At 59.4% G+C, this 18,788-nt stretch carries 22 protein-coding genes and 1 pseudogene; 12 read left to right on the top strand and 11 right to left on the bottom strand.

Translation table 11 applies throughout. The annotated features are described in order from the left end of the window. Window positions 1–14: 14 nt before the first annotated feature. Window positions 15–581, top strand: a complete 567-nt coding sequence (locus tag R1A29_RS06975; protein ID WP_438301020.1) for a nitroreductase family protein — start codon at window positions 15–17, stop codon at window positions 579–581. Between the two features lie 14 nt (window positions 582–595). On the opposite strand, the pseudogene R1A29_RS06980 reads toward R1A29_RS06975, so the two are convergent. The 6 genes and pseudogenes from R1A29_RS06980 to R1A29_RS07005 form a co-directional block, all read right to left on the bottom strand. Continuing rightward, window positions 596–1,937 (bottom strand): annotated as a pseudogene (locus R1A29_RS06980) (ATP-binding protein). Between the two features lie 67 nt (window positions 1,938–2,004). Further along, window positions 2,005–2,454, bottom strand: coding sequence for an LTXXQ domain protein (locus tag R1A29_RS06985; protein WP_134825859.1), 450 nt, complete (start codon window positions 2,452–2,454; stop codon window positions 2,005–2,007). Window positions 2,455–2,596: 142 nt separating this feature from the next. Further along, window positions 2,597–3,274, bottom strand: coding sequence for a response regulator transcription factor (locus R1A29_RS06990; protein WP_085710405.1), 678 nt, complete (start codon window positions 3,272–3,274; stop codon window positions 2,597–2,599). A gap of 7 nt (window positions 3,275–3,281) precedes the next feature. After that, window positions 3,282–3,692 carry a translation initiation factor 2 gene (locus R1A29_RS06995; RefSeq protein ID WP_438301021.1) on the bottom strand — a complete coding sequence of 137 codons (411 nt, stop codon included), beginning with the start codon at window positions 3,690–3,692 and terminating at the stop codon, window positions 3,282–3,284. Between the two features lie 109 nt (window positions 3,693–3,801). After that, window positions 3,802–4,101 carry a YciI family protein gene (locus tag R1A29_RS07000; RefSeq protein WP_438301022.1) on the bottom strand — a complete coding sequence of 100 codons (300 nt, stop codon included), beginning with the start codon at window positions 4,099–4,101 and terminating at the stop codon, window positions 3,802–3,804. A 1-nt stretch (window position 4,102) separates the two neighbouring features. Beyond that, window positions 4,103–4,699, bottom strand: a complete 597-nt coding sequence (locus R1A29_RS07005) for a septation protein A (RefSeq protein ID WP_096822225.1) — start codon at window positions 4,697–4,699, stop codon at window positions 4,103–4,105. A gap of 87 nt (window positions 4,700–4,786) precedes the next feature. Between R1A29_RS07005 and R1A29_RS07010 the strand changes: the two genes are divergently transcribed. The 8 genes from R1A29_RS07010 to R1A29_RS07045 all read left to right on the top strand — a co-directional run bounded on the left by R1A29_RS07010 (window position 4,787) and on the right by R1A29_RS07045 (window position 11,984). Continuing rightward, on the top strand, window positions 4,787–5,650 hold the full coding sequence (locus R1A29_RS07010; protein ID WP_134825861.1) for a PHP domain-containing protein: 864 nt from the start codon (window positions 4,787–4,789) through the stop codon (window positions 5,648–5,650). Between the two features lie 13 nt (window positions 5,651–5,663). Further along, window positions 5,664–6,293 carry an L-threonylcarbamoyladenylate synthase gene (locus tag R1A29_RS07015; RefSeq protein ID WP_096822250.1) on the top strand — a complete coding sequence of 210 codons (630 nt, stop codon included), beginning with the start codon at window positions 5,664–5,666 and terminating at the stop codon, window positions 6,291–6,293. A gap of 120 nt (window positions 6,294–6,413) precedes the next feature. Beyond that, on the top strand, window positions 6,414–7,112 hold the full coding sequence (locus R1A29_RS07020; protein WP_170931588.1) for a segregation and condensation protein A: 699 nt from the start codon (window positions 6,414–6,416) through the stop codon (window positions 7,110–7,112). A gap of 11 nt (window positions 7,113–7,123) precedes the next feature. Then, the gene (gene scpB, locus R1A29_RS07025) at window positions 7,124–8,149 is read left to right on the top strand and encodes an SMC-Scp complex subunit ScpB (protein ID WP_438301023.1); all 1,026 of its coding nucleotides are present in this window, start codon (window positions 7,124–7,126) and stop codon (window positions 8,147–8,149) included. 2 nt (window positions 8,150–8,151) lie between these two features. After that, window positions 8,152–8,343, top strand: coding sequence for a DUF1289 domain-containing protein (locus R1A29_RS07030; RefSeq protein WP_119430013.1), 192 nt, complete (start codon window positions 8,152–8,154; stop codon window positions 8,341–8,343). Between the two features lie 155 nt (window positions 8,344–8,498). Beyond that, the gene (rluB, locus tag R1A29_RS07035) at window positions 8,499–9,710 is read left to right on the top strand and encodes a 23S rRNA pseudouridine(2605) synthase RluB (protein WP_438301024.1); all 1,212 of its coding nucleotides are present in this window, start codon (window positions 8,499–8,501) and stop codon (window positions 9,708–9,710) included. 662 nt (window positions 9,711–10,372) lie between these two features. Then, window positions 10,373–10,534: a hypothetical protein gene (locus R1A29_RS07040; RefSeq protein ID WP_438301025.1), complete on the top strand. Its 162-nt coding sequence runs from the start codon at window positions 10,373–10,375 to the stop codon at window positions 10,532–10,534. A 31-nt stretch (window positions 10,535–10,565) separates the two neighbouring features. Continuing rightward, window positions 10,566–11,984 carry an amino acid permease gene (locus tag R1A29_RS07045; protein ID WP_119430011.1) on the top strand — a complete coding sequence of 473 codons (1,419 nt, stop codon included), beginning with the start codon at window positions 10,566–10,568 and terminating at the stop codon, window positions 11,982–11,984. A gap of 103 nt (window positions 11,985–12,087) precedes the next feature. Here the strand turns inward: R1A29_RS07045 and glyA are convergent, their stop codons facing one another. Next, on the bottom strand, window positions 12,088–13,437 hold the full coding sequence (gene glyA, locus R1A29_RS07050; protein ID WP_438301026.1) for a serine hydroxymethyltransferase: 1,350 nt from the start codon (window positions 13,435–13,437) through the stop codon (window positions 12,088–12,090). 555 nt (window positions 13,438–13,992) lie between these two features. Here glyA and R1A29_RS07055 point away from each other — a divergent pair. Both R1A29_RS07055 and R1A29_RS07060 read left to right on the top strand, forming a co-directional pair. Further along, a complete protein-coding gene (locus R1A29_RS07055; RefSeq protein WP_438301027.1) occupies window positions 13,993–14,592 on the top strand; it encodes a helix-turn-helix transcriptional regulator in 600 nt (199 codons plus the stop codon). Then, window positions 14,582–15,460, top strand: a complete 879-nt coding sequence (locus tag R1A29_RS07060) for a queuosine precursor transporter (protein WP_438301028.1) — start codon at window positions 14,582–14,584, stop codon at window positions 15,458–15,460. The genes R1A29_RS07055 and R1A29_RS07060 overlap by 11 nt, the downstream gene beginning before the upstream one ends. A gap of 70 nt (window positions 15,461–15,530) precedes the next feature. Here the strand turns inward: R1A29_RS07060 and queC are convergent, their stop codons facing one another. Next, on the bottom strand, window positions 15,531–16,229 hold the full coding sequence (gene queC / locus R1A29_RS07065) for a 7-cyano-7-deazaguanine synthase QueC (RefSeq protein WP_438301029.1): 699 nt from the start codon (window positions 16,227–16,229) through the stop codon (window positions 15,531–15,533). Window positions 16,230–16,530: 301 nt separating this feature from the next. Between queC and arfB the strand changes: the two genes are divergently transcribed. Continuing rightward, window positions 16,531–16,923 (top strand): alternative ribosome rescue aminoacyl-tRNA hydrolase ArfB, encoded by a 393-nt coding sequence (gene arfB, locus R1A29_RS07070; protein ID WP_438301030.1) that lies wholly within the window; start codon window positions 16,531–16,533, stop codon window positions 16,921–16,923. On the opposite strand, the gene R1A29_RS07075 is transcribed toward arfB, so the two are convergent. The 3 genes from R1A29_RS07075 to R1A29_RS07085 form a co-directional block, all read right to left on the bottom strand. Next, a complete protein-coding gene (locus R1A29_RS07075) occupies window positions 16,920–18,107 on the bottom strand; it encodes an MFS transporter (RefSeq protein ID WP_208647526.1) in 1,188 nt (395 codons plus the stop codon). The genes arfB and R1A29_RS07075 overlap by 4 nt on opposite strands. Window positions 18,108–18,202: 95 nt before the next feature. Next, a complete protein-coding gene (locus R1A29_RS07080; RefSeq protein ID WP_085710421.1) occupies window positions 18,203–18,385 on the bottom strand; it encodes a hypothetical protein in 183 nt (60 codons plus the stop codon). Between the two features lie 73 nt (window positions 18,386–18,458). Further along, the gene (locus R1A29_RS07085; protein WP_263860085.1) at window positions 18,459–18,590 is read right to left on the bottom strand and encodes a hypothetical protein; all 132 of its coding nucleotides are present in this window, start codon (window positions 18,588–18,590) and stop codon (window positions 18,459–18,461) included. Between the last annotated feature and the right edge of the window lie 198 nt (window positions 18,591–18,788).

Here is an 18,788-nt window from a genome sequence, read left to right on the forward strand (position 1 = left end):
TCAGGAGGTGGCCGATGCAGGCTCTCGACGCTTTGCTCAACCGTGTTTCCGTTCCACGACTGATCGACCCGGCCCCTACCGCCGAACAGCGCGAAGTGCTGTTTGCCGCCGCGACCCGTGCACCGGATCACGGCCATTTGCAGCCGTATCGTTTCCTGACCGTCGAAGGCACGGCGCGTGAGCAGATGGGCGAGTTGCTGGCCGAAGCGGCGCAGATGCAGGAAGGCGAAGTCACCGAAGCGATGATCGACAAGGCCCGTAACGGCCCGCTGCGGGCGCCGCTGGTGGTCGTGGTCATCGCCAAGTTGCAGGATCACGTCAAATTTCCGAAGGCCGAGCAGTTGCTGGCCGCAGGCTGTGCCGCCCACGGCATTCTGCTGGCGGCTTACGCGCAGGGGATTGGCGCGGTGTGGCGTACCGGTGATCTGGCTTATTCGAAACATGTCGCCAAGGGTCTGGGCCTGACGGATGACGAAGAGGTGATTGCGTTCCTTTACCTCGGCACGCCGCAGAAAGAACCGCGAGTGGCGGAGAAGGTTGATCTGGCGGAGTTTGTCAGTGCCTGGCCGGGTAAGGCCTGACACTGAAAACCCCGTCAGGGCTGGACAATCGCACCCGGCTCCAACGGCAACTCAAGACTGGCCACAAACCCGCCCTGCGGGTGATTGGCCAGTACCAGCGTCCCGCCATGGCGCTCCGCCGCTCTCCGGGCAATCGCCAGGCCCAGGCCATGGCCGGCAGCGGTCTGCCCCGGTGCCCGATAAAACGGTTCGCCCAACTGGCTCAAATGCTCGGCCTGCACCCCCGGCCCGTGATCGCGCACGCTGACCACAATCCGCTCGCCCTGACGTGAAGCCTGCATTTCGATCGATTGCCCCACCGGGTTGAAGCGCTGGGCGTTGCGCAGCAGGTTGTCCACGGCGCGTTCGATCATGGTCGGCCAGCCGGTCAGATTGAGCTGCGGTTCGGCTTCCAGGCGTACCGTCTGCTCCGGCGAGCCGAGTTGCGCGTCCTTTTGCAGAGTGCCCAGCAGCGCATTCAGATCCACGGCTTCGGCGCTGGCGTTGTCGGCATCGACTCGCGCCAGCACCAGTATCTCGCTGATCAACGCTTCCAGCCGATCGCACTCGCGGGTCAGGCGTGGCCAGAGTTTTTCCCGTTCTTCCGGACTCGCCCGTTCGGCCAGTGCCAGCGCGATGCGCAGCCGCGCGAGTGGGGAGCGCAGTTCATGGGACACGTCGCGCAGCAACTGGCGCTGGCTGCCGATCAGGCTTTGCAGGCGTGCGCCCATGCGGTTGAAATCGTTGGCCAGCACACCGAACTCATCGCGGCGGTTGGCCAGTTTCGCCAGACTGTTTTGCTGGTAGGTGGTCTGTCCCAGGTCGTGCACCGCACCGCGCAAGCGGTTGAGCGGGCGAGTGATGGAGAGTGTCACCAGCAGGCTGAACAGGGTCAGTACCACCAGCGCGATCCCCAGCGCACTCAATGGCCAGAGCAGGCTTTCGCGATGCCAGGCGTCGAGTTCCGGGTGCGGGATGCGGTAGATGAACAGGTAGGTGTCACCGGTCTTTTCGCTTGTGAACTCATCGGTCAGGCGCCGCCAGGGCAGGCGTCGGTCATCGTTGTTCTGTCGTGCCTCGAACGCCGCCGCGCGGCGCGGGGAAGGTGCCGCGCACTACCGGGTCGCCGCTCTCGTTCAGCACCTGGACGTCGATGTGATATTGGCGTTTGCGCTGCTGGAGGATGTCCTGAGCGGCGTCCTCGCCCTGGGATTCGTAGGTCTGCGTCCAGTCGGCGGCCAGCGTGTTCAGGCCCGGATGGCGGCTGAGGATCCATGCGTCCTGATTGAGCATGTGCCCCAGCAGAATGGAAAGCCCCGCAACCAGAGCGATGGCCAGCCAGAAGCTCGCGAGAATACGCCAGAACAATGAACGCACAGAAAATCCTCAAACAAAGAAAACCCAACGGCAGTTAGCCGTTGGGTCGGGGCGTGACGCTAGAACATTATTGCGCCTTTTGCGGCTGTTGCGCTTTCCAGGCCTTGAACTCGGCCCACTCAGCACGACGCTCGGCCTGTTTCTTCTGGATCTCGTCGAATTTCTTCTGTTGATCCGGTTTCAGCACGGCGCGGACATCGGATTCGGCTTTCTTGTGGTTGGCCGCCATCTCGTCCTTCATGGCTTTCTGGTCGGCTGGCGAGAGTTTCTCCAGGTATTTTTCGACCGTCTGCTTACGTTCGTGCATCTGCTCGCCCATGATCTTGCGGATCTGCTCGCGCTGTTCACGGGAGAGGTCCAGCTGGCTGTACGGGCCTTTGCCGTGCATGCGGTGCATCTGACCGCCGTGGCTCCAGCCGCCGTCCGGCCCACCCATCGGGCCACCATCTTGCGGCACGGCCATGGCGACGGTTGGCAGAGCGGCAGCGAACATCAGAGCGATAAGAGTCTTGCGCATGGTGTATCTCCTTGTCTCGTTCCCGGTACGTTCCGGATGAGTACAGATTACGGAGATCAAGGTCAGCGGCGGTCAGCGCTGGGTAAAGCTTGGGTAAAGACGCTTTGTCATCGAACTGACAAAGCGTCCGCGTGCGGAGGATTCAGAGGCTGTAATAGTAGCCGCGGCTGCGCAGGGCCACGATGCGCGGGCGGCCGTCGGCGTGGGGGCCGATCTTCTTGCGCAGGTTGCTGACGTGCATGTCCAGGCTGCGGTCGTACAGGGTCAGCTTGCGGCCGAGGGCGATCTGCGCCAGTTCCTGCTTGTCCAGCGGCTCGCCCGGCTGCTTGAGCAGCGCTTCGAGCAGGCGGCTCTCGGAAACGGTAAGGGTGAATTCCTTTTCGTCGATGCTGACCACGCCGCGTACAGGGCTGAAGCTCAGATCGCCCAGCTCGAGCTGGGTCGACACGGCGGCCGGATGACTGCGACGCAGCACGGCACGCAGGCGGGCGGTGAGCTCTCGCGGATCGCAGGGTTTGGCCAGGTAATCGTCGGCACCCAGTTCCAGGCCGAGGATCCGGTCCAGCGGTTCGCCACGGGCCGAAAGCATCACCACCGGCAGATCGGCGTGTTCACTGCGCAATTGCTTGAGCAGTTCCAGACCGCTGCCATCGGGCAACATCACGTCCAGCACCACGGCGGCGGGGGCGGATTCGGCCAAAGCCTTGCGGGCGCTCTGGCCATCGTGGCACGCACGGACCTGAAAGCCTTCCTGGCTCAGCCAACTGCTCAGAAGCTCACACAGCTCCTGGTCATCATCAATCAGTAACAGCTCGCTCATGACTCACTCAATTTAGCCATTGTCGACGTTTTCGACTTGCACCACTGGCAAAGATACCGCAGAGCAGGGCCAATAGCGCTACCCCGGCGCCGGTGACGAACCATTGCTGCTGTTCGGTCAGCAGGCGCGGCAGCGGGCTGGCCTGGGCTTCCTTGAGTTGCAGCTTCATACGCTGGTTCTCCTGGCGCAACCGGGCAAGCTGGGCGCTTTCGCGGGTGTTGTCGGCATCTTGCAGTTGTTTGCTCAGTACTTCCCGCTGCTGCTCGCTGGCCTTCAGGCGCTGCTGCAACTCGGTGATCTGGCTGCCGGCGCTTAACGACAACGGCGTGGAATTGCCGCTTTCGGTGCTTTCTTCACCATGGGCGGGCGCCATGATCGACAACGTGACCAGCATCAGACACAACGGACCCTTGCGCATCGCGACTCCTGTTACCAAATGGATATTGGGCAGGTTGTCGGCCGGCAAACGAGAATAATGAGCGATTGAGAACGCGATGAACCGATAAGGTTCATCGCGTGGGGAAGGATTACGGCAGGACTTGCTTGAACGGCTTCACGACAACACTGGCGTAGACACCGGCGGCGATGTACGGATCGGCGTCGGCCCAGGCCTGCGCGGCGCTCAGGGAGTCGAATTCGGCAACGATCAGGCTGCCGGTGAAACCCGCTGCGCCCGGATCATTGCTGTCGACCGCCGGGTGCGGACCGGCCAGGACGATGCGGCCTTCGCCCTTGAGCACTTGCAGGCGTTCAAGGTGGGCCGGGCGGGCGGCGAGGCGCGCGCCCAGGGAGTTGGCGACGTCGGTGGCAATGATTGCGTAGAGCATGTCAGTCCTCGGTTTTTGGCGTTGTGGTATCGGCGTCGTGCAGGTGACGGGACAGATAAATACCCTGAGCGACCAGGAACAGCACGGTCAAGCCCAGACTGCCGAACACCTTGAAGTCCACCCAGTAGTCCTGGAAGGTGAACGCGACGAACAGGTTGGCGGCGCCGCAGAACAGGAAGAAACCGATCCAGGCGATGTTCAGTCGGGTCCAGACGGCATCCGGCAGGGTCAGCGCGTGGCCCATGATGCGCTTGATCAACAGGCGGTCACCGATGAAGTGGCTGCCGATGAAGGCCAGGGCGAACAGCCAGTTGACCACCGGGGCTTTCCATTTCAGAAAGGTTTCGCTGTGGAAGGCCAGGGTCAGGCTGCCGAACACGAGGCAGGCGATCAGGGTTAGCCATTGGCTCTTTTCCAGCTTGCGCTGCTTGATGAAGATCGCGCCATAGACCACCAGGGAGCTGATGATCAGCACGGCGGTGGCGCTGTAGATGCCGCCTACGGTCAACTCATGGCCGGCAACGTCGACGGTGCGTGGATCGAGTTTGTAGACGATGAAAAACAGCAGAAGCGGGATGAAATCGATGAATTGTTTCACAGTGAGAGCCAGAAGCTGGATGTGGCGGCATAATAACAAACATATGGGCGCGCGATAGCGCCAGCTGATTTGAGGTTACACATCCCCGTGAATGTTGATTTGCACTGCCACAGCACGGCCTCCGATGGCGCCCTGGCGCCTGCGGCACTGGTTGCGCGTGCGTTCGAAAACGGCGTGCGAGTCCTGGCCCTGACCGACCATGACACCCTCGAAGGCCTCGCCGAAGCGCGCACGGCCGCCGAAGCGCTGGGCATGCAACTGGTCAACGGCGTCGAACTGTCCTGCACCTGGGGCGGCGCGACCATTCATGTGCTGGGCTACGGTTTCGACGTCAACGCCGCGCCGTTGGTCGAGGCGATCGCCAGTCTGCACGATGGCCGCTGGCTGCGGTCTGAAGAAATAAGCCGCAAGCTCGCTCTCAAGGGCATGCCCGGCGCCCTCGACGGCGCGCGGCAGATCCAGCAGGAACTGGGCGACAGCGGCAACGCACCGGCCCGTCCGCATTTCGCCGACTGGATGGTGCGTGAAGGGTTCGTCAAGGATCGCGCCGAGGCGTTCCGCAAATGGCTCGGCGCCGGCAAGCTGGGGGACGTCAAGCAGCACTGGCCGACCCTCGAAGACACCGTCGGCACGCTGCGCGCCGCCGGGGCCTGGGTCAGCCTGGCGCACCCCTGGCACTACGATTTCACCCGCAGCAAGCGCCGAAAGCTGATTGCCGACTATATTCAAGCGGGCGGACAGGCGCTCGAGGTGGTCAACGGCCATCAGCCTGCGGAACAGGTGGGCAGCCTGGCGATCCTTGCCCGTGAGTTCGGTCTGCTGGTCAGCGCCGGCAGTGATTTTCATGGCCCTGGAGGCTGGTCGGAGATCGGCCAGTACCGGCCGCTCCCTGAGGACCTTCCACCCCTGTGGTGTCGGTTCAAACATGACACAGTTATTGCCGCCGTCTGAACAGGTAGAGAATGTGAGTCAATTTTTCCAGATCCATCCGGAAAACCCGCAAGCGCGCCTGATCAAACAGGCCGTCGAAATCATCCGCAAGGGCGGGGTGGTGGTCTATCCAACGGACTCTTCCTACGCAATCGGTTGTCAGATCGGCGACAAGAACGGCATCGAGCGCGTTCGACGCCTGCGTCAGCTCGATGAAAAGCACAACTTTGCGCTGATCTGCAGCGACCTGTCGCAACTGGGCAATTACGCCAAGATCGACACCGGCACCTTCCGGATTCTGAAAGCCCACCTGCCGGGGCCTTACACCTTCATTCTCAACGCCACTCGCGAAGTGCCCCGGCTGTTGTTGCATCCGAAGAAACGCACTATCGGCCTGCGCGTACCGAGCCACCCGATCGCCCTGGCGCTGCTCGCCGAACTGGGCGAACCGCTGATGAGCGTGACCCTGATCATGCCCGGTGATGAAGACCCGTTGAGCGATCCATACGAAATGCGCCAGTTGCTGGAGCATCAGGTGGACCTGATCATCGACGGCGGTTTCGGCGGCATCAAAGCCTCCACCGTGATCGACCTGACCGGCGACGATCCGGAAGTGGTCCGCGTCGGTTGCGGCGATCCTGCGCCGTTCATGGTCGAGGCCTGAATGTCCGCAGTAGAAACCGTTGATCCCCAGGCCGGAGCCCAGCAGGAACTGCCGTTTGCCATGGTCTATGGCCAGGCCGTCACGGAAATGCCGCTGGACCTGTACATCCCGCCGGACGCCCTGGAAGTCTTCCTCGAAGCCTTCGAAGGCCCGCTCGACCTGCTGCTGTACCTGATCCGCAAACAGAACATCAACATCCTCGACATCCCGGTGGCGGAAATCACCCGCCAGTACATGGGCTATGTCGAGCTGATGCAGTCGGTGCGCCTGGAACTGGCCGCCGAATACCTGGTGATGGCCGCGATGCTGGCCGAGATCAAGTCGCGGATGCTGTTGCCCCGGGCCGAGACCGTCGAAGAGGAAGAGGAAGACCCGCGGGCCGAACTGATCCGCCGCCTGCAGGAATACGAACGCTTCAAGGCCGCCGCCGAGGGCATCGATGGCCTGAGCCGGGTCGGTCGCGACGTGATCGTGCCCAAGCTTGACGCGCCGCAGGTCACAGTGCGCAAGTTGCTGCCGGACGTGGCGCTGGAAGAAATCCTGATGTCCATGGCCGAAGTGCTGCGCCGTGGCGACATGTTTGAAAGCCACCAGGTCAGCCGCGAGGCACTGTCCACCCGCGAACGCATGAGCGATGTGCTGGAGCGGCTCAAGGGCGGCGGCTTTGTGCCGTTCGTCGAGCTGTTCACCGCTGAGGAAGGCCGGCTCGGTGTGGTGGTGACCTTCATGGCGATCCTTGAACTGGTCAAGGAATCCCTGGTCGAGCTGGTGCAGAATGAGCCGTTCGCCGCGATCCACGTGCGAGCCCGAGTCGAATAACGAGTCCGAACATGAACCTGAGTGAACCCCGCGAGCTGGCGCCCCTGCTTGAAGCCTTTCTGTTGGCCTCGGGAAAGCCGCAAACCCTTGAACGCCTGTACGAGTTGTTCGAGGAAGGCGAACGGCCGGAACCGCCGGTCTTCAAGAAAGCCCTGACCCTGCTCGGCAAGTCCTGCGAGGGGCGGGCGTTCGAGCTCGTGGAGGTCGCGTCCGGCTATCGTCTGCAGATTCGCGAGAAGTTCGCGCCATGGGTCGGCCGCCTGTGGGAAGAACGCCCGCAGCGTTATTCCCGGGCCTTGCTGGAAACCATGGCGTTGATCGCCTATCGCCAGCCGATCACCCGTGGCGAGATCGAAGACGTGCGGGGCGTGGCGGTTAACACCAACATCGTCAAGACGCTGATGGAACGCGAGTGGATCCGCGTCGTCGGTTATCGCGACGTGCCGGGCAAACCGGCGATGTTTGCCACCACCAAGCTGTTCCTCGATCATTTCAACCTCAAGAGCCTCGACGAATTGCCGCCGCTGGCGGAGTTGCGCGAGATCGAGCCGGACCCGGTACTCGACTTCGACGACGCCCCGGTGCCTGCGGGCTTGCAGGAACTGGCCGATGCCAGCGCCGAGCCGGAAGAGCCGAAGGAGGAAACCAGTTTCCACTCGCTGCTGCTGGAACTGGACAGCATGGAGGAGGGGATCAAGACCGACTTCGACGATTTGCTGCGTGATGTCGCGGATGGCGAGCCGATGCCGTCCGGGTTTGAATCCGGTCCGGTCGAGCCGCCATCCGACGTTGAGTTCGAAGCGGAGCCGGAAGTCGATTTCGAGCCTGAATCGGAATTTGAGCCGGAGTTTGAGTCCGAGCCTGAGCAGGAAGACGATGTACTCGGCGTGGCCGAAGCCCGGGAAAAGCTGCTGGCCGCCGTTGCTCGCCTCGAACAACCCGCACCAGTACCTGAGGAAGAACTGAGCGAGGAAGAAGCCGAAGCCCGCGCCCTGGCTGAGGCCATCGAAGCCGAACGCCGCGAGTTCGAAGATTGAGCATGAGCTCGACCAAGGACCCGTGCATCAGCCTCTGCAAGTTCAGCGATGACATCTGCCTCGGCTGCGGCCGCAGTAAACGCGAGATCCGGGCCTGGAAGAAACTCGACAAGGACGACAAGCGCACGGTGCTGGCCGAAGCGGCGCTGCGCCTGGTCAAGCTCGGCGCCACCGGTCGGCGGAAAAAGAAATAACCTGGCCTCGATCGACTAGTCTCTGATGCGCGAACGAACACATCCGCGTATGATTCGCGACCCTTCGGCGATCCCTTCGCCTGAAAACCCAGATTTCAATGCTTCGGCAGGCCCGATCCAGAGCCGCCGAACAGATCACACCGGGAGGTGCACAGATGAGTGACAACCAGAAAGACGACCAGGAAATCGGCCCAGCAGGCGAAAAACTGCAGAAAGTCCTCGCCCGTATCGGCGTCGGCTCGCGCCGTGACGTGGAAGCTTGGATCAGCCAGGGCCGGATCAAGGTCAACGGCGCAGAGGCGACCCTTGGTCTGCGTGTCGACATGCACGATGCAATCACTATCGATGGCAAGGTCATCAAGCGCGAAGAGGCCGCCGAGTCGGTCCGCCGCGTGATCATGTACAACAAGCCCGATGGCGAGATCTGCACCCGTGACGACCCGGAAGGCCGTCCGACCGTGTTCGACAAGCTGCCGCGCCCTAAAGAAGGGCGCTGGATCAACATCGGCCGTCTCGACATCAACACCACTGGCCTGCTGATGTTCACCACCGACGGTGAGCTGGCCAACCGCCTGATGCACCCGTCCTACGAGATGGACCGTGAGTACGCAGTCCGTGTTCGCGGCGAAGTCGATGACGAGATGATCGAGCGCCTGAAGGCCGGCGTTGTGCTGGAAGACGGCCCGGCGCGTTTCACCGACATTCAACAGGCACCGGGCGGCGAAGGCTTCAACCACTGGTATCACTGCGTGGTGATGGAAGGTCGTAACCGTGAAGTGCGTCGTCTGTGGGAATCCCAGGGCCTGGTGGTCAGCCGCCTGAAGCGCGTGCGTTTCGGTCCGGTGTTCCTCAACTCCGACCTGCCGATGGGCCGCTGGCGCGAAATGAGCCAGTACGAAGTCGACGTGCTGAGCGCCGAAGTCGGTCTGACCCCGGTGGCCATGCCGCAACTGAACGCCAAGAGCAAAGACAAGCTCGACCGCATGCAGCGCAAGTCGTCGCGCCCGATGCCTCGCACCGAGCGCGTGCGTACCTTGCGTCCGGCCAACGGCGCACCGGCGGCTGCCGGCCCGCGTACCGTGCGTGAGCCGCAGATCGAAGGCGAGCGTCCGGGGCGCAAGCCGGCAGCGCGTCCGGATGGCGAGCGCGCTCCGCGCGGTCGCACTGAGCGCGGTGAAGGTCGTGCACCGGCCGGTCGCGGTACGCCGGTGGCGGATCGTCCAGCCGAGACCAAGCGTCCGACCAAACCGGCACCGAAGCGTCCAGGCATCAAGCTGGCGGACGACGACAAACCGTCGGGCAAGCGCCGTGGCGCACCGGCCGGTTCCGGCCAGCGTCCGGGTTTCGGTCGCAAGAAGCCGGAATAAGGCGGATGTAAGCTTTGAGCTGCAAGCTTGAAGCTTCAAGCGGAAAACAGAAACGCCAACCTCAGGGTTGGCGTTTTTTTTTGGATTTTTTATTTCTTTTTTTGGGTGTGTTTTTCCTTGTTTTAAGACAAAAAAATTTACGACTTTCAGATAGTTAGCCAGCTAACGTCAAACACCGGCTCCGGCTTCGATAGGTCTGGAGTGGAAACTTTACGTTACGCGCTGTCAGTGAATGTTTACGGAAAAACCCGCGAAGTCCCGTGAATCGTGCACCTCTGCCAGGCTGTAAGGAAAATCTGCCGAAGCCCCGTCCGCCGGGCCTTGCGCAGGGCTCTGGCGTGCTTGTTTCAGGTTCGTTTGAGAGGTGAGATGCGCCCCATGCCTGTCGTGCAGGTGCATAACAAGAAGGAGGCGCAATGAACGCCGATATCCATTTTCACTTCTCCACGTGGGGCGGATTTTCCATCGTCCACGTCGATGGCCTGCAAAGGCCTGACTCAATTTTTGCAGCCGCCCGGGCCTCTCGGGGCGGACACACGCAATCCCGGCAACCGACACGCTGATCCAGCGGGGTCTGGCAGCAGGGGGTTAGCGGTGTACAATGCGCCGCGTTTTAACTGTGACCCTCTGCGTAATCGCGCAAACCTCAAGGATTATCCGCCTTGTTCACTCCGCCGCGTCACAAGCGTGTCGGGTTCGATTTCGTCACAGATAAAAACAAACAGGTGACGCATGACCGTTGTAAGAAAGCTGAATTCCTGGTGCCTGCGCTGGGGTTTGATCAAGGCTGGTTGAAATCGCCACCTTGCAGCAACGTCTACTGAACATCATCAAACCTTGCGTGAGACCTTTTTCATGAGTGGACAAAACTCGCAATCAGGCGAGCTGAAACGCGGCCTGAAAAATCGCCATATTCAACTGATCGCCCTCGGTGGTGCGATCGGTACCGGATTGTTCCTCGGCTCGGCCGGGGTGCTGAAATCCGCCGGCCCGTCGATGATCCTCGGCTATGCCATCTGCGGCTTCATCGCTTTCATGATCATGCGCCAGCTCGGCGAGATGATCGTCGAAGAGCCGGTGGCCGGTTCCTTCAGCCACTTTGCGCACAAGTATTGGGGCGGTTTCGCCGGTTTCCTGTCGGGCTGGAACTGCTGGATTCTGTACATCCTGGTGGGCATGTCGGAGCTGACGGCGGTCGGCAAGTACATTCACTACTGGGCCCCGGACATTCCGAGCTGGGTCACCGCGGCGGCGTTCTTCCTGCTGATCAACGCGATCAACCTGGCCAACGTCAAAGTCTTCGGTGAAGCCGAATTCTGGTTCGCGATCATCAAGGTCGTGGCGATCGTCGGCATGATTGCCCTGGGCAGCTACCTGCTGGTCAGCGGTCATGGTGGCCCGCAGGCGTCGGTGAGCAACCTGTGGTCTCACGGCGGCTTCTTCCCGAACGGCGTCAGCGGCCTGGTGATGGCCATGGCGATCATCATGTTTTCCTTCGGCGGTCTGGAAATGCTCGGTTTCACTGCAGCCGAGGCCGACAAGCCGAAAACCGTGATCCCGAAAGCGATCAACCAGGTGATCTACCGGATCCTGATTTTCTACATCGGCGCACTGGTCATCCTGCTGTCGCTGACCCCATGGGACAGCCTGCTGGAAACCCTCAACGCGTCGGGCGACTCCTACAGCGGCAGCCCGTTCGTGCAGGTGTTCTCGATGCTCGGCAGCAACACCGCTGCGCACATCCTCAACTTCGTGGTCCTGACCGCAGCGTTGTCGGTGTACAACAGCGGCACCTACTGCAACAGCCGCATGTTGCTGGGCATGGCCGAACAGGGCGATGCGCCGAAAGGTCTGGCGAAAATCGACAAGCGCGGTGTGCCGGTGCGTTCGATTCTGGCTTCGGCAGCGGTAACGCTGGTGGCTGTGCTGCTCAACTACCTGATGCCGCAGCACGCGCTGGAATTGCTGATGTCGCTGGTGGTTGCAACGCTGGTGATCAACTGGGCGATGATCAGCTTCTCGCACTTCAAGTTCCGCCAGCACATGAACAAGACCAGCCAGAAGCCGCTGTTCAAGGCGCTGTGGTACCCGTACGGCAACTACATCTGCCTGGCGTTCGTGGCGTTCATCCTCGGCGTGATGTTGCTGATCCCGGGCATCCAGATCTCGGTGTATGCGATTCCGGTGTGGGTCGTGTTCATGTGGGTCTGCTACGTGATCAAGAACAAGCGAGGCGCACAGCAGGCGCTGCACGCGGCGAACGCTGCCAAGTAAGCGTCGTTGCAGAAAACAACAAACCCGGCCAAGTGCCGGGTTTGTTGTTTCTGCAGAATCTGGACGCTTCGAGCGGCTGGGGTTCCGCGGGCCACTCAAGGAGCTACGCGTAGTCAGCGATGGGATACAGCATGCAAAGCGCTTCGGTCTGTAAACGAAATTGCTCCTTCAGCGTGGGCTCCAGCGTGTAGTCCTGTTCGCCGAGCGGCGTCACATTGCCGAGTATCCGGCACATCAGATCGACAATCTGCCGGCATCCGCGCGAGTCGATGTGGCGTTGTGCAATGGAGCCCGTACCGATACGCAGCCCGCTCGTGACAAGAGAAGAGCGCGTCTCGCCAGGCACCCGGTATCTGTTCACGATGATTCCGCAGTGCTCCAGTGCCGATTCCGCGATAGAGCCGGTGATACCGCTGCGCAACCGAAGCAGAACCGTGTGGTTTTCGCTGCGCCCGCCCACGACTTCGTAATCATGTGCCTGAAATGCAGTGGCAAGCTCATCGGCCGTGTTGCGGATCCGCGCTATGTAAGCGTCGAACTGCGCCGACATCGCATGGCCCAGCGCAGCAGCCTTGGCCGCGATCATGTTGACGGCCGGCGCGCCTTGCATGCCAGGATACACGGCACGATCAAGGGCGCGGCTGAAGGTCATCCTCAAGCCGGGGACCTTGGTATTTGCGTCCCGGCCAGAAAGGATCAGGCCGCCGCGGGGGCCCATGAGTTGCTTGTGTGTGCAGGTGGTAGTGACGTGTGCAACGTCGATCGGGCTTGGATGTCGCCCGGTGGCAACCAGACCGGCGATATGCGAAATGTCGGCTAGCAGGATGGCCCCGGCCTCATCGGCAATCTCGCGAAACCGTTCGAAATCCACGATCCGCGAATAGGCGTTCGCGCTGCACATGATGATGCGCGGACGATGGGCAAGCGCCAGCGTCCGCACCTCGTCGTAATCGATCAGGCCCCGGGAGGTCGTACCGTAGTGGATCGCCTTGTAGTGGTCGCTCGCGAATGTTGTGCTGCTGCCATGGGTGAGGTGGCCGCCATGTTCGACGGCCATTCCCAGCAGGGTATCCCCCGGCTCGAGCAGGCCGGTGAGCACCTGGTAATTGGCGTTCGACGCCGAGTGTGGCTGCACGTTGGCGTATTGGGCGCCAAACAGTTCCCGGGCTCTGCGAATGGCCAGCGACTCGACCAGGGTGACGTTCTCGCAACCAGCGTTGTAACGCCTGCCGGGCATCCCCTCGGCGGTCACGTTGACCAGTGCGGAGGCAGATGCCGCAAGGGTGTGTGGCTTGACTGCGCAGGAAGAGGACGTCAGCGACAGTGTTCGGTGCTGGCGCGAGACTTCGGCGTCGAGGATCTGCGCGAGTTCGGCGTCCTGCGCGCGCAGGTCCGCCAGGCCGCGCCGTAGCAAATCGGCATGGGTCGTGAGCTGTTGAGTATTGACCGGCATTGTCTGAATTCCTTCCCTGTTTGTTGCGCGCGGTGAACAACGGCGCGACTTTCCTGGTTTTGCGTGTGCCGACATCCATGTATTGCCAGAACCTGTACAGGCGGATCCGTGTTCCGGCGTCGATGCGCGCAAAACAAACGTCTGTACAGACAGCCCGCATCTGTTTGCCTCTGGGCGCTGCCGTGAGGAGGGACTGCTCGGTGCATCATAGTTTTTTTGTTTGTGAACGCTAGAAGAATTAATCAAAAAAATGAACATTGTTCAAAGAAAATGATTCTTTTTGTGGGGCTCACGGTGTAATGCTGTAGGGCGACCGTCGCAGCTTTGCGCTGGTGAGGGGAAGGCAATGGAAACTAACAAGTCAGTACAGACTGCAATCTGAACCTGCAAGTCAGGATGAGTCTTCCGGGTTTCAGTCACTCAAGGACGGAGGGTGTTATGATCTCTCGCGGTTTTGACAGGGATGCAACTGTAATCATCTACTTGGTGTGTTTGCCCGTGGGTCATCATTCAGGGTGTGATGTCGTTGCAGTTATAAATGGGCGTAAGTAAGTCATGCACAGAAAAGAAAGATCGGAGAATCTGAAAAACAATATCAAGTACTTGATAAAGAGTCGTGGCGAGACACAGTTGTCCTTGTGCAACTCCAGTGGCCTGACCAGAACGACTATCTATAACATCCTTGAGGGAAAGGTGGTCAACGTACAACAGTCCACGGTTCGCAAGATTTCCGATTTCTTTGGTGTTTCCTATGAAGAAATAGAGACGATCGACTTTGAAGAGAAGGAAATAATAGAAAGCAGCATCTCGCCACAGGGAAACATGAATCCGGCGGCAGTGCCTGTTCTGAAAGAAAGTCTGCTGATACAGAATCTGGACAAGAGAATTGGCGAGCTGGCAACGATTTATCCACTGACCTATTACTTCGGTGCATCCTTCAATCTGATAGGCGTACTGCTTGAAAACGAGATCAGTGGATTGAATGAACCGGGCGATCTGTTGATCGTGCAGAAAGGTTCGTCAAGCAGCGACAGGGAAAAGCTGGTGTATGACAAGGTCACGAACAGGTTGTCGATCATCAAGGACATCGGCATCGCTACGGATCGTATTCGTGTTGTCGGGGATATAATCGAGGAACGATTTAATGGGTTGTAGTGTTGAAATGGAAAACAGCAAGTACAAACTGTTGGGGTTTGAAAACGGAAAAAGCCTGGCTGTCATCATGGTGATCGCGACAGGCAAGATAATTAAAATAAAACTGAGTGAAGTGTTGAATAGTGAGATTATGGATAATCTGAACAAGATAGAAGTAAAGAATTTGTATCGGAAATTTTATTCCCAGGGCGGAGCGCTTACGGCATACGATCTTAATGATCGTCATGAAAGTTCCTGGATGATCTATATCATTCTGAACCTCATGCTGTTTACCCTGTATATCTTTACCAGTATTGCCGCGACCAAACCTATTTATCTGGAATACTTCGACATTATCGTAACGCCGGGTACCTTTCTTTATCCGCTGACGTTTCTGATTGTCGACCTGTTGAATGAGACGTTCGGTCTGAGGCTGGCGCGAAAAGCGATTCTCTTTGCTTTCATCAGCAACGCAGCCATCATCATTTTGCTGGCAATCACGACTCATCTCCCCGGGCTGCCGGGCTGGAAACTCGATGGGCCTTACAATGACGTCATCAGCCAGTTGTCTTCTGTCCTGGTAGCTTCTTCTGTTTCTTTTCTGGTTTCCGAGAATATCAACTCGTATCTTCTGTGCAAAATCAAGGAGCTTACGAACTCCAGATTCCTGTTTTTGCGCGTGTTTTTAAGTACGTTGTTTGCAGTAATCATCGACAGCTTTCTTTTCTGCTTCATCGCATTTTATGGTGCGATGGAAACCAGTGCGATACTGAACATGATCTACGTTCAGATTGCGATAAAGGTGGGCTTCGCTTTCTTCAATGTCTTGCCTGCTTATGGGGCAAGGGCATTGTTCAAGAAATATCTGACTGGCGGTCAGACGCAATAATGCAGGATGGCGCTCACCCGGTGTGTCGTTGCTGTCATGCCAGGTGAGCGCTTGATGTGACGTCAAATACTCAGCTGAGGCCCAGTTTTGCTTTCAGGCTGCGCGCAAACTGATCTTTGTTGTTCAGGAATTCATTGAGTCCGTTGGCACGAAGATTACAGGCATCGCAATTGGCACAGCCGTTACCTTTGATTCCGTTGTAGCAGGTCAGTGTCTGGTCGCGAATAAACTCCAGCCGGTTATGGTAATCAGCCAGGGCCCAGGTTTCCGCTTTGTTCAACCACATCAGCGGAGTGTCGAGGGTCAATTTATAGTCCATGCCCAGTTCAAGGGCTTTGTTCAGTGCCTTGACAAAGTCATCTCGGCAATCCGGGTAGCCGGAGAAGTCTGTTTCACAAACACCGGTAATGACGGTCCTGGCCTGTACTTGATACGCATAAATGGAAGCCAGGGTCAAAAACAGGATGTTTCTGCCGGGCACAAATGTACTGGGCAGGCTTTCTCCAGAACTATTGATGGTCGGGACTGGGATGTTATCGCGCGTCAGACTGCTGATGGCCAATTCATTCAATAGCGACACGTCCATGGTCTTGTGTACGGTCACACCCAGTTCTTTTGCGAGTTGCTGTGCAACTTCAATTTCCGCGCGATGACGCTGACCATAGTCAAAGGTGATGCAGTGGACTTCATCGTAGTGGGTCAAGGCATGGATCAGGCAGGTTGTCGAGTCCTGCCCGCCGCTGAATACGATGACTGCTTTATTGCTCATGATTATGCTTCCTGCATTGAAAGAGTAAGTGCAATGTTTGAACAATAATCGAGGGGCTTGCCTCGGTTGCTCGTTGTTGTGGCGATATTCTACGGAGTGCCACGTTCATTGGCACTGATTAATGCCCGATGTTGACGGAGCCTTTCCTCCGGAGGTTTTCCCGTTTTGCCTGTTGGTCGCCGTGTATAGTGAAAAAGGCGCAACGCCGAAAATACACCCGGGCCATGCTGGCCGTAGCCTTTTCAGGTGCGGCGAAACGTCAGGCTCCTGAAGAGAATGCAATGCTGAAGGTTTCAATACAGTGCATCTGCCAGATGCCGAGATCGAACTGACCGCCATCCGCGCCCAGGGCGCAGGAGGGCAGAACGTCAACAAGGTTTCCAGTGCCGTGCACTTGCGCTTTGACATTCCGGCTTCTTCCTTGCCCGAGTTTTACAAGGAGCGGCTGCTGGCGCTGCGCGACAGTCGCATCACCAGTGATGGTGTGCTGATCATCAAGGCCCAGCAATACCGCACGCAGGAGCAGAATCGCGCCGATGCACTGGAACGCCTAATCGAGCTGATCCTCAGCGCCACCAAAGTTGAAAAGAAGCGCCGTCCAACCAAGCCGACACTGGGTTCGACGAAGCGTCGGCTGGAGTCGAAGACCAAGCGCGGCAGCATCAAGGCCGGGCGCGGCAAGGTGGATTTCTAGTCTTCGCGGTACTTTGCCGTATGCCTGTACAGGTACACGCTCAGCGCCAGGCCGCTCAACGCGGCGATCGCGGCGAACAGGAAGATCGAGGCAAAACCGAAGCCCGCCGCGATCGCCCCGGCCAGTGGCCCGGTGATCCCCAATGACAAGTCAATGAACAGCGAATAGGCGCCGACCGCCGCACCACGGCTGGAGGCCGGCACCAGGTTCACCGCTTCCACGCCCAGTGCCGGGAACACCAGTGAGAAGCCGAAACCGCTCAATGCTGCACCCGCCAGTGCCCAGTGGGCATCCGGTGCGATCCATAGCAGCAACAGGCCCAGTGTTTCCACCGACAGGCAGGCAATCGCCACGCGAAAGCCGCCGAGGCGGTTGATCAGGTTGCCGAAAAGCAGTCGCGCACCGATGAAGCTGGCGCCGAACAGGCTCAGGCACAGCACGGCGTTATCCCAGTGTTGCGTGGCGTAATACAGGGTGATGAACGTAGCGATGGTGCCGAAACCGATCGAGCCCAGCGCCAGTCCGCAGCCGTGCGGAAAAACGCGACCCAGCACGTGCATGAACGGCAAACGCTCGCCGGCGACAATCGGCGCAGCAGTCTTCGGCCAGGCCAACAGCAGGCCCAGCGATGCGAGCAACAGAATGCTGACGCCCATGCTCCACAGACCGAAATGGCTGACCAGCCACACCCCCAGCGGCGCCCCGATGGCCAGCGCGCCATAGCTGGCGATGCCGTTCCATGAGATGACTTTGGCCGTGTTGGCTGCGCCGACGCGGCCGATGCCCCAGCCGATCGATCCGGAGCCGACCAGGCTTTCCGCACTGCCCAGCACCAGTCGCCCGACGAACAGGCTGATCAGGCTGAGCATCGGCAGATTGGGTGTCCACGCCGAAATCAGCATGAACACACCGCTCAAACCGCACCCGGCCAGACCAATCATCACCGCACGTTTGCTGCCCTGGTTGTCGATGATCTTGCCGGCATATGGACGGCTGAGCAGGGTGGCGAGGTATTGCACGCTGATCACCAGGCCGGCGATCACCGCGCCGAAGCCCAGGTCGCTATGCACATAGCCCGGCAATACGGCCAGCGGAATGCCGATATTCAAATAGCCGATGAAGGTGAACAGGACGATGGAAACGACTTGCAGCGTGACCGCCAGGGGGCGCTGGGGTTCTGGCATAGAGGACGACATGGGTAACGATCCACGGGGAGAGCAGAATAGATAGGCTGCTCATGATACCGGCGTGGACGATTCTGCGGCGGGGAAAAGTAAAACTATTTGGCCGGGGCGACCAGTTGCGTGGTGACCAGCGCCGCGAGGGCGTTTTCTTCGCTGCCGAAACGGGCGAGCAGGGCGGCCTGTTTCTCGGGCGAGAGGCGGCTCCAGATCTCGATCATCTTCTCGGTGGCGCCGATGAGGATTTCAGCCTGGTGTTCGTTGAAGGATTCGTCGGTCATGGCGGGCTCGGTTTCAGGCAGTGTGGAAAGCGCATGTTAGCGCTTTCCACACGGTCTGTACGGCGGGTGTTACTTACTCTTCGCTGTCGGCCTGGCGGCTTTCGGCGGCTTCTTTCGGCTCGGGCTGTTGGGCGCCGGCTTGTTGCGTGGTCGTCTGCTCAGGTACGTGCAGGCTTGGGAAGGGGAGATTGGGAATCTCGTGCATGGTTGCGCTCCTCGCTAAGTCTGTTGATAGATCTGGTAGATCCGCGCTTTCAGAAAGCCTGCGAAGGATACAGCAGTAAAAATGACAAACAGATTTTTAATTCCGCTTGTTGCGACGGGCGGGATTGTCTCAGACAAGTGCGACAGGGTGACGCAGGGCAAATTTGCTTGATCGTTCCCACGCAGAGCGTGGGAACGA

It is taken from the genome of Pseudomonas sp. NMS19W, assembly GCF_051554255.1.
In the GTDB taxonomy this organism is placed as follows: Bacteria; Pseudomonadota; Gammaproteobacteria; order Pseudomonadales; family Pseudomonadaceae; genus Aquipseudomonas; species Aquipseudomonas kribbensis.

Excerpts from the sequence above, each read along its gene's own strand:
- R1A29_RS06975 (WP_438301020.1), top strand. The coding sequence starts at position 15 with ATGCAGGCTCTCGACGCTTTGCTCAACCGTGTTTCCGTTCCACGACTG.
- R1A29_RS06985 (WP_134825859.1), bottom strand. The coding sequence starts at position 2,454 with ATGCGCAAGACTCTTATCGCTCTGATGTTCGCTGCCGCTCTGCCAACC.
- R1A29_RS06990 (WP_085710405.1), bottom strand. The coding sequence starts at position 3,274 with ATGAGCGAGCTGTTACTGATTGATGATGACCAGGAGCTGTGTGAGCTT.
- R1A29_RS06995 (WP_438301021.1), bottom strand. The coding sequence starts at position 3,692 with ATGCGCAAGGGTCCGTTGTGTCTGATGCTGGTCACGTTGTCGATCATG.
- R1A29_RS07000 (WP_438301022.1), bottom strand. The coding sequence starts at position 4,101 with ATGCTCTACGCAATCATTGCCACCGACGTCGCCAACTCCCTGGGCGCG.
- scpB (WP_438301023.1), top strand. The coding sequence starts at position 7,124 with ATGAACCTGAGTGAACCCCGCGAGCTGGCGCCCCTGCTTGAAGCCTTT.
- R1A29_RS07030 (WP_119430013.1), top strand. The coding sequence starts at position 8,152 with ATGAGCTCGACCAAGGACCCGTGCATCAGCCTCTGCAAGTTCAGCGAT.
- rluB (WP_438301024.1), top strand. The coding sequence starts at position 8,499 with ATGAGTGACAACCAGAAAGACGACCAGGAAATCGGCCCAGCAGGCGAA.
- R1A29_RS07045 (WP_119430011.1), top strand. The coding sequence starts at position 10,566 with ATGAGTGGACAAAACTCGCAATCAGGCGAGCTGAAACGCGGCCTGAAA.
- glyA (WP_438301026.1), bottom strand. The coding sequence starts at position 13,437 with ATGCCGGTCAATACTCAACAGCTCACGACCCATGCCGATTTGCTACGG.
- R1A29_RS07055 (WP_438301027.1), top strand. The coding sequence starts at position 13,993 with ATGCACAGAAAAGAAAGATCGGAGAATCTGAAAAACAATATCAAGTAC.
- R1A29_RS07060 (WP_438301028.1), top strand. The coding sequence starts at position 14,582 with ATGGGTTGTAGTGTTGAAATGGAAAACAGCAAGTACAAACTGTTGGGG.
- queC (WP_438301029.1), bottom strand. The coding sequence starts at position 16,229 with ATGAGCAATAAAGCAGTCATCGTATTCAGCGGCGGGCAGGACTCGACA.
- R1A29_RS07075 (WP_208647526.1), bottom strand. The coding sequence starts at position 18,107 with ATGCCAGAACCCCAGCGCCCCCTGGCGGTCACGCTGCAAGTCGTTTCC.
- R1A29_RS07080 (WP_085710421.1), bottom strand. The coding sequence starts at position 18,385 with ATGACCGACGAATCCTTCAACGAACACCAGGCTGAAATCCTCATCGGC.
- R1A29_RS07085 (WP_263860085.1), bottom strand. The coding sequence starts at position 18,590 with ATGCACGAGATTCCCAATCTCCCCTTCCCAAGCCTGCACGTACCTGAG.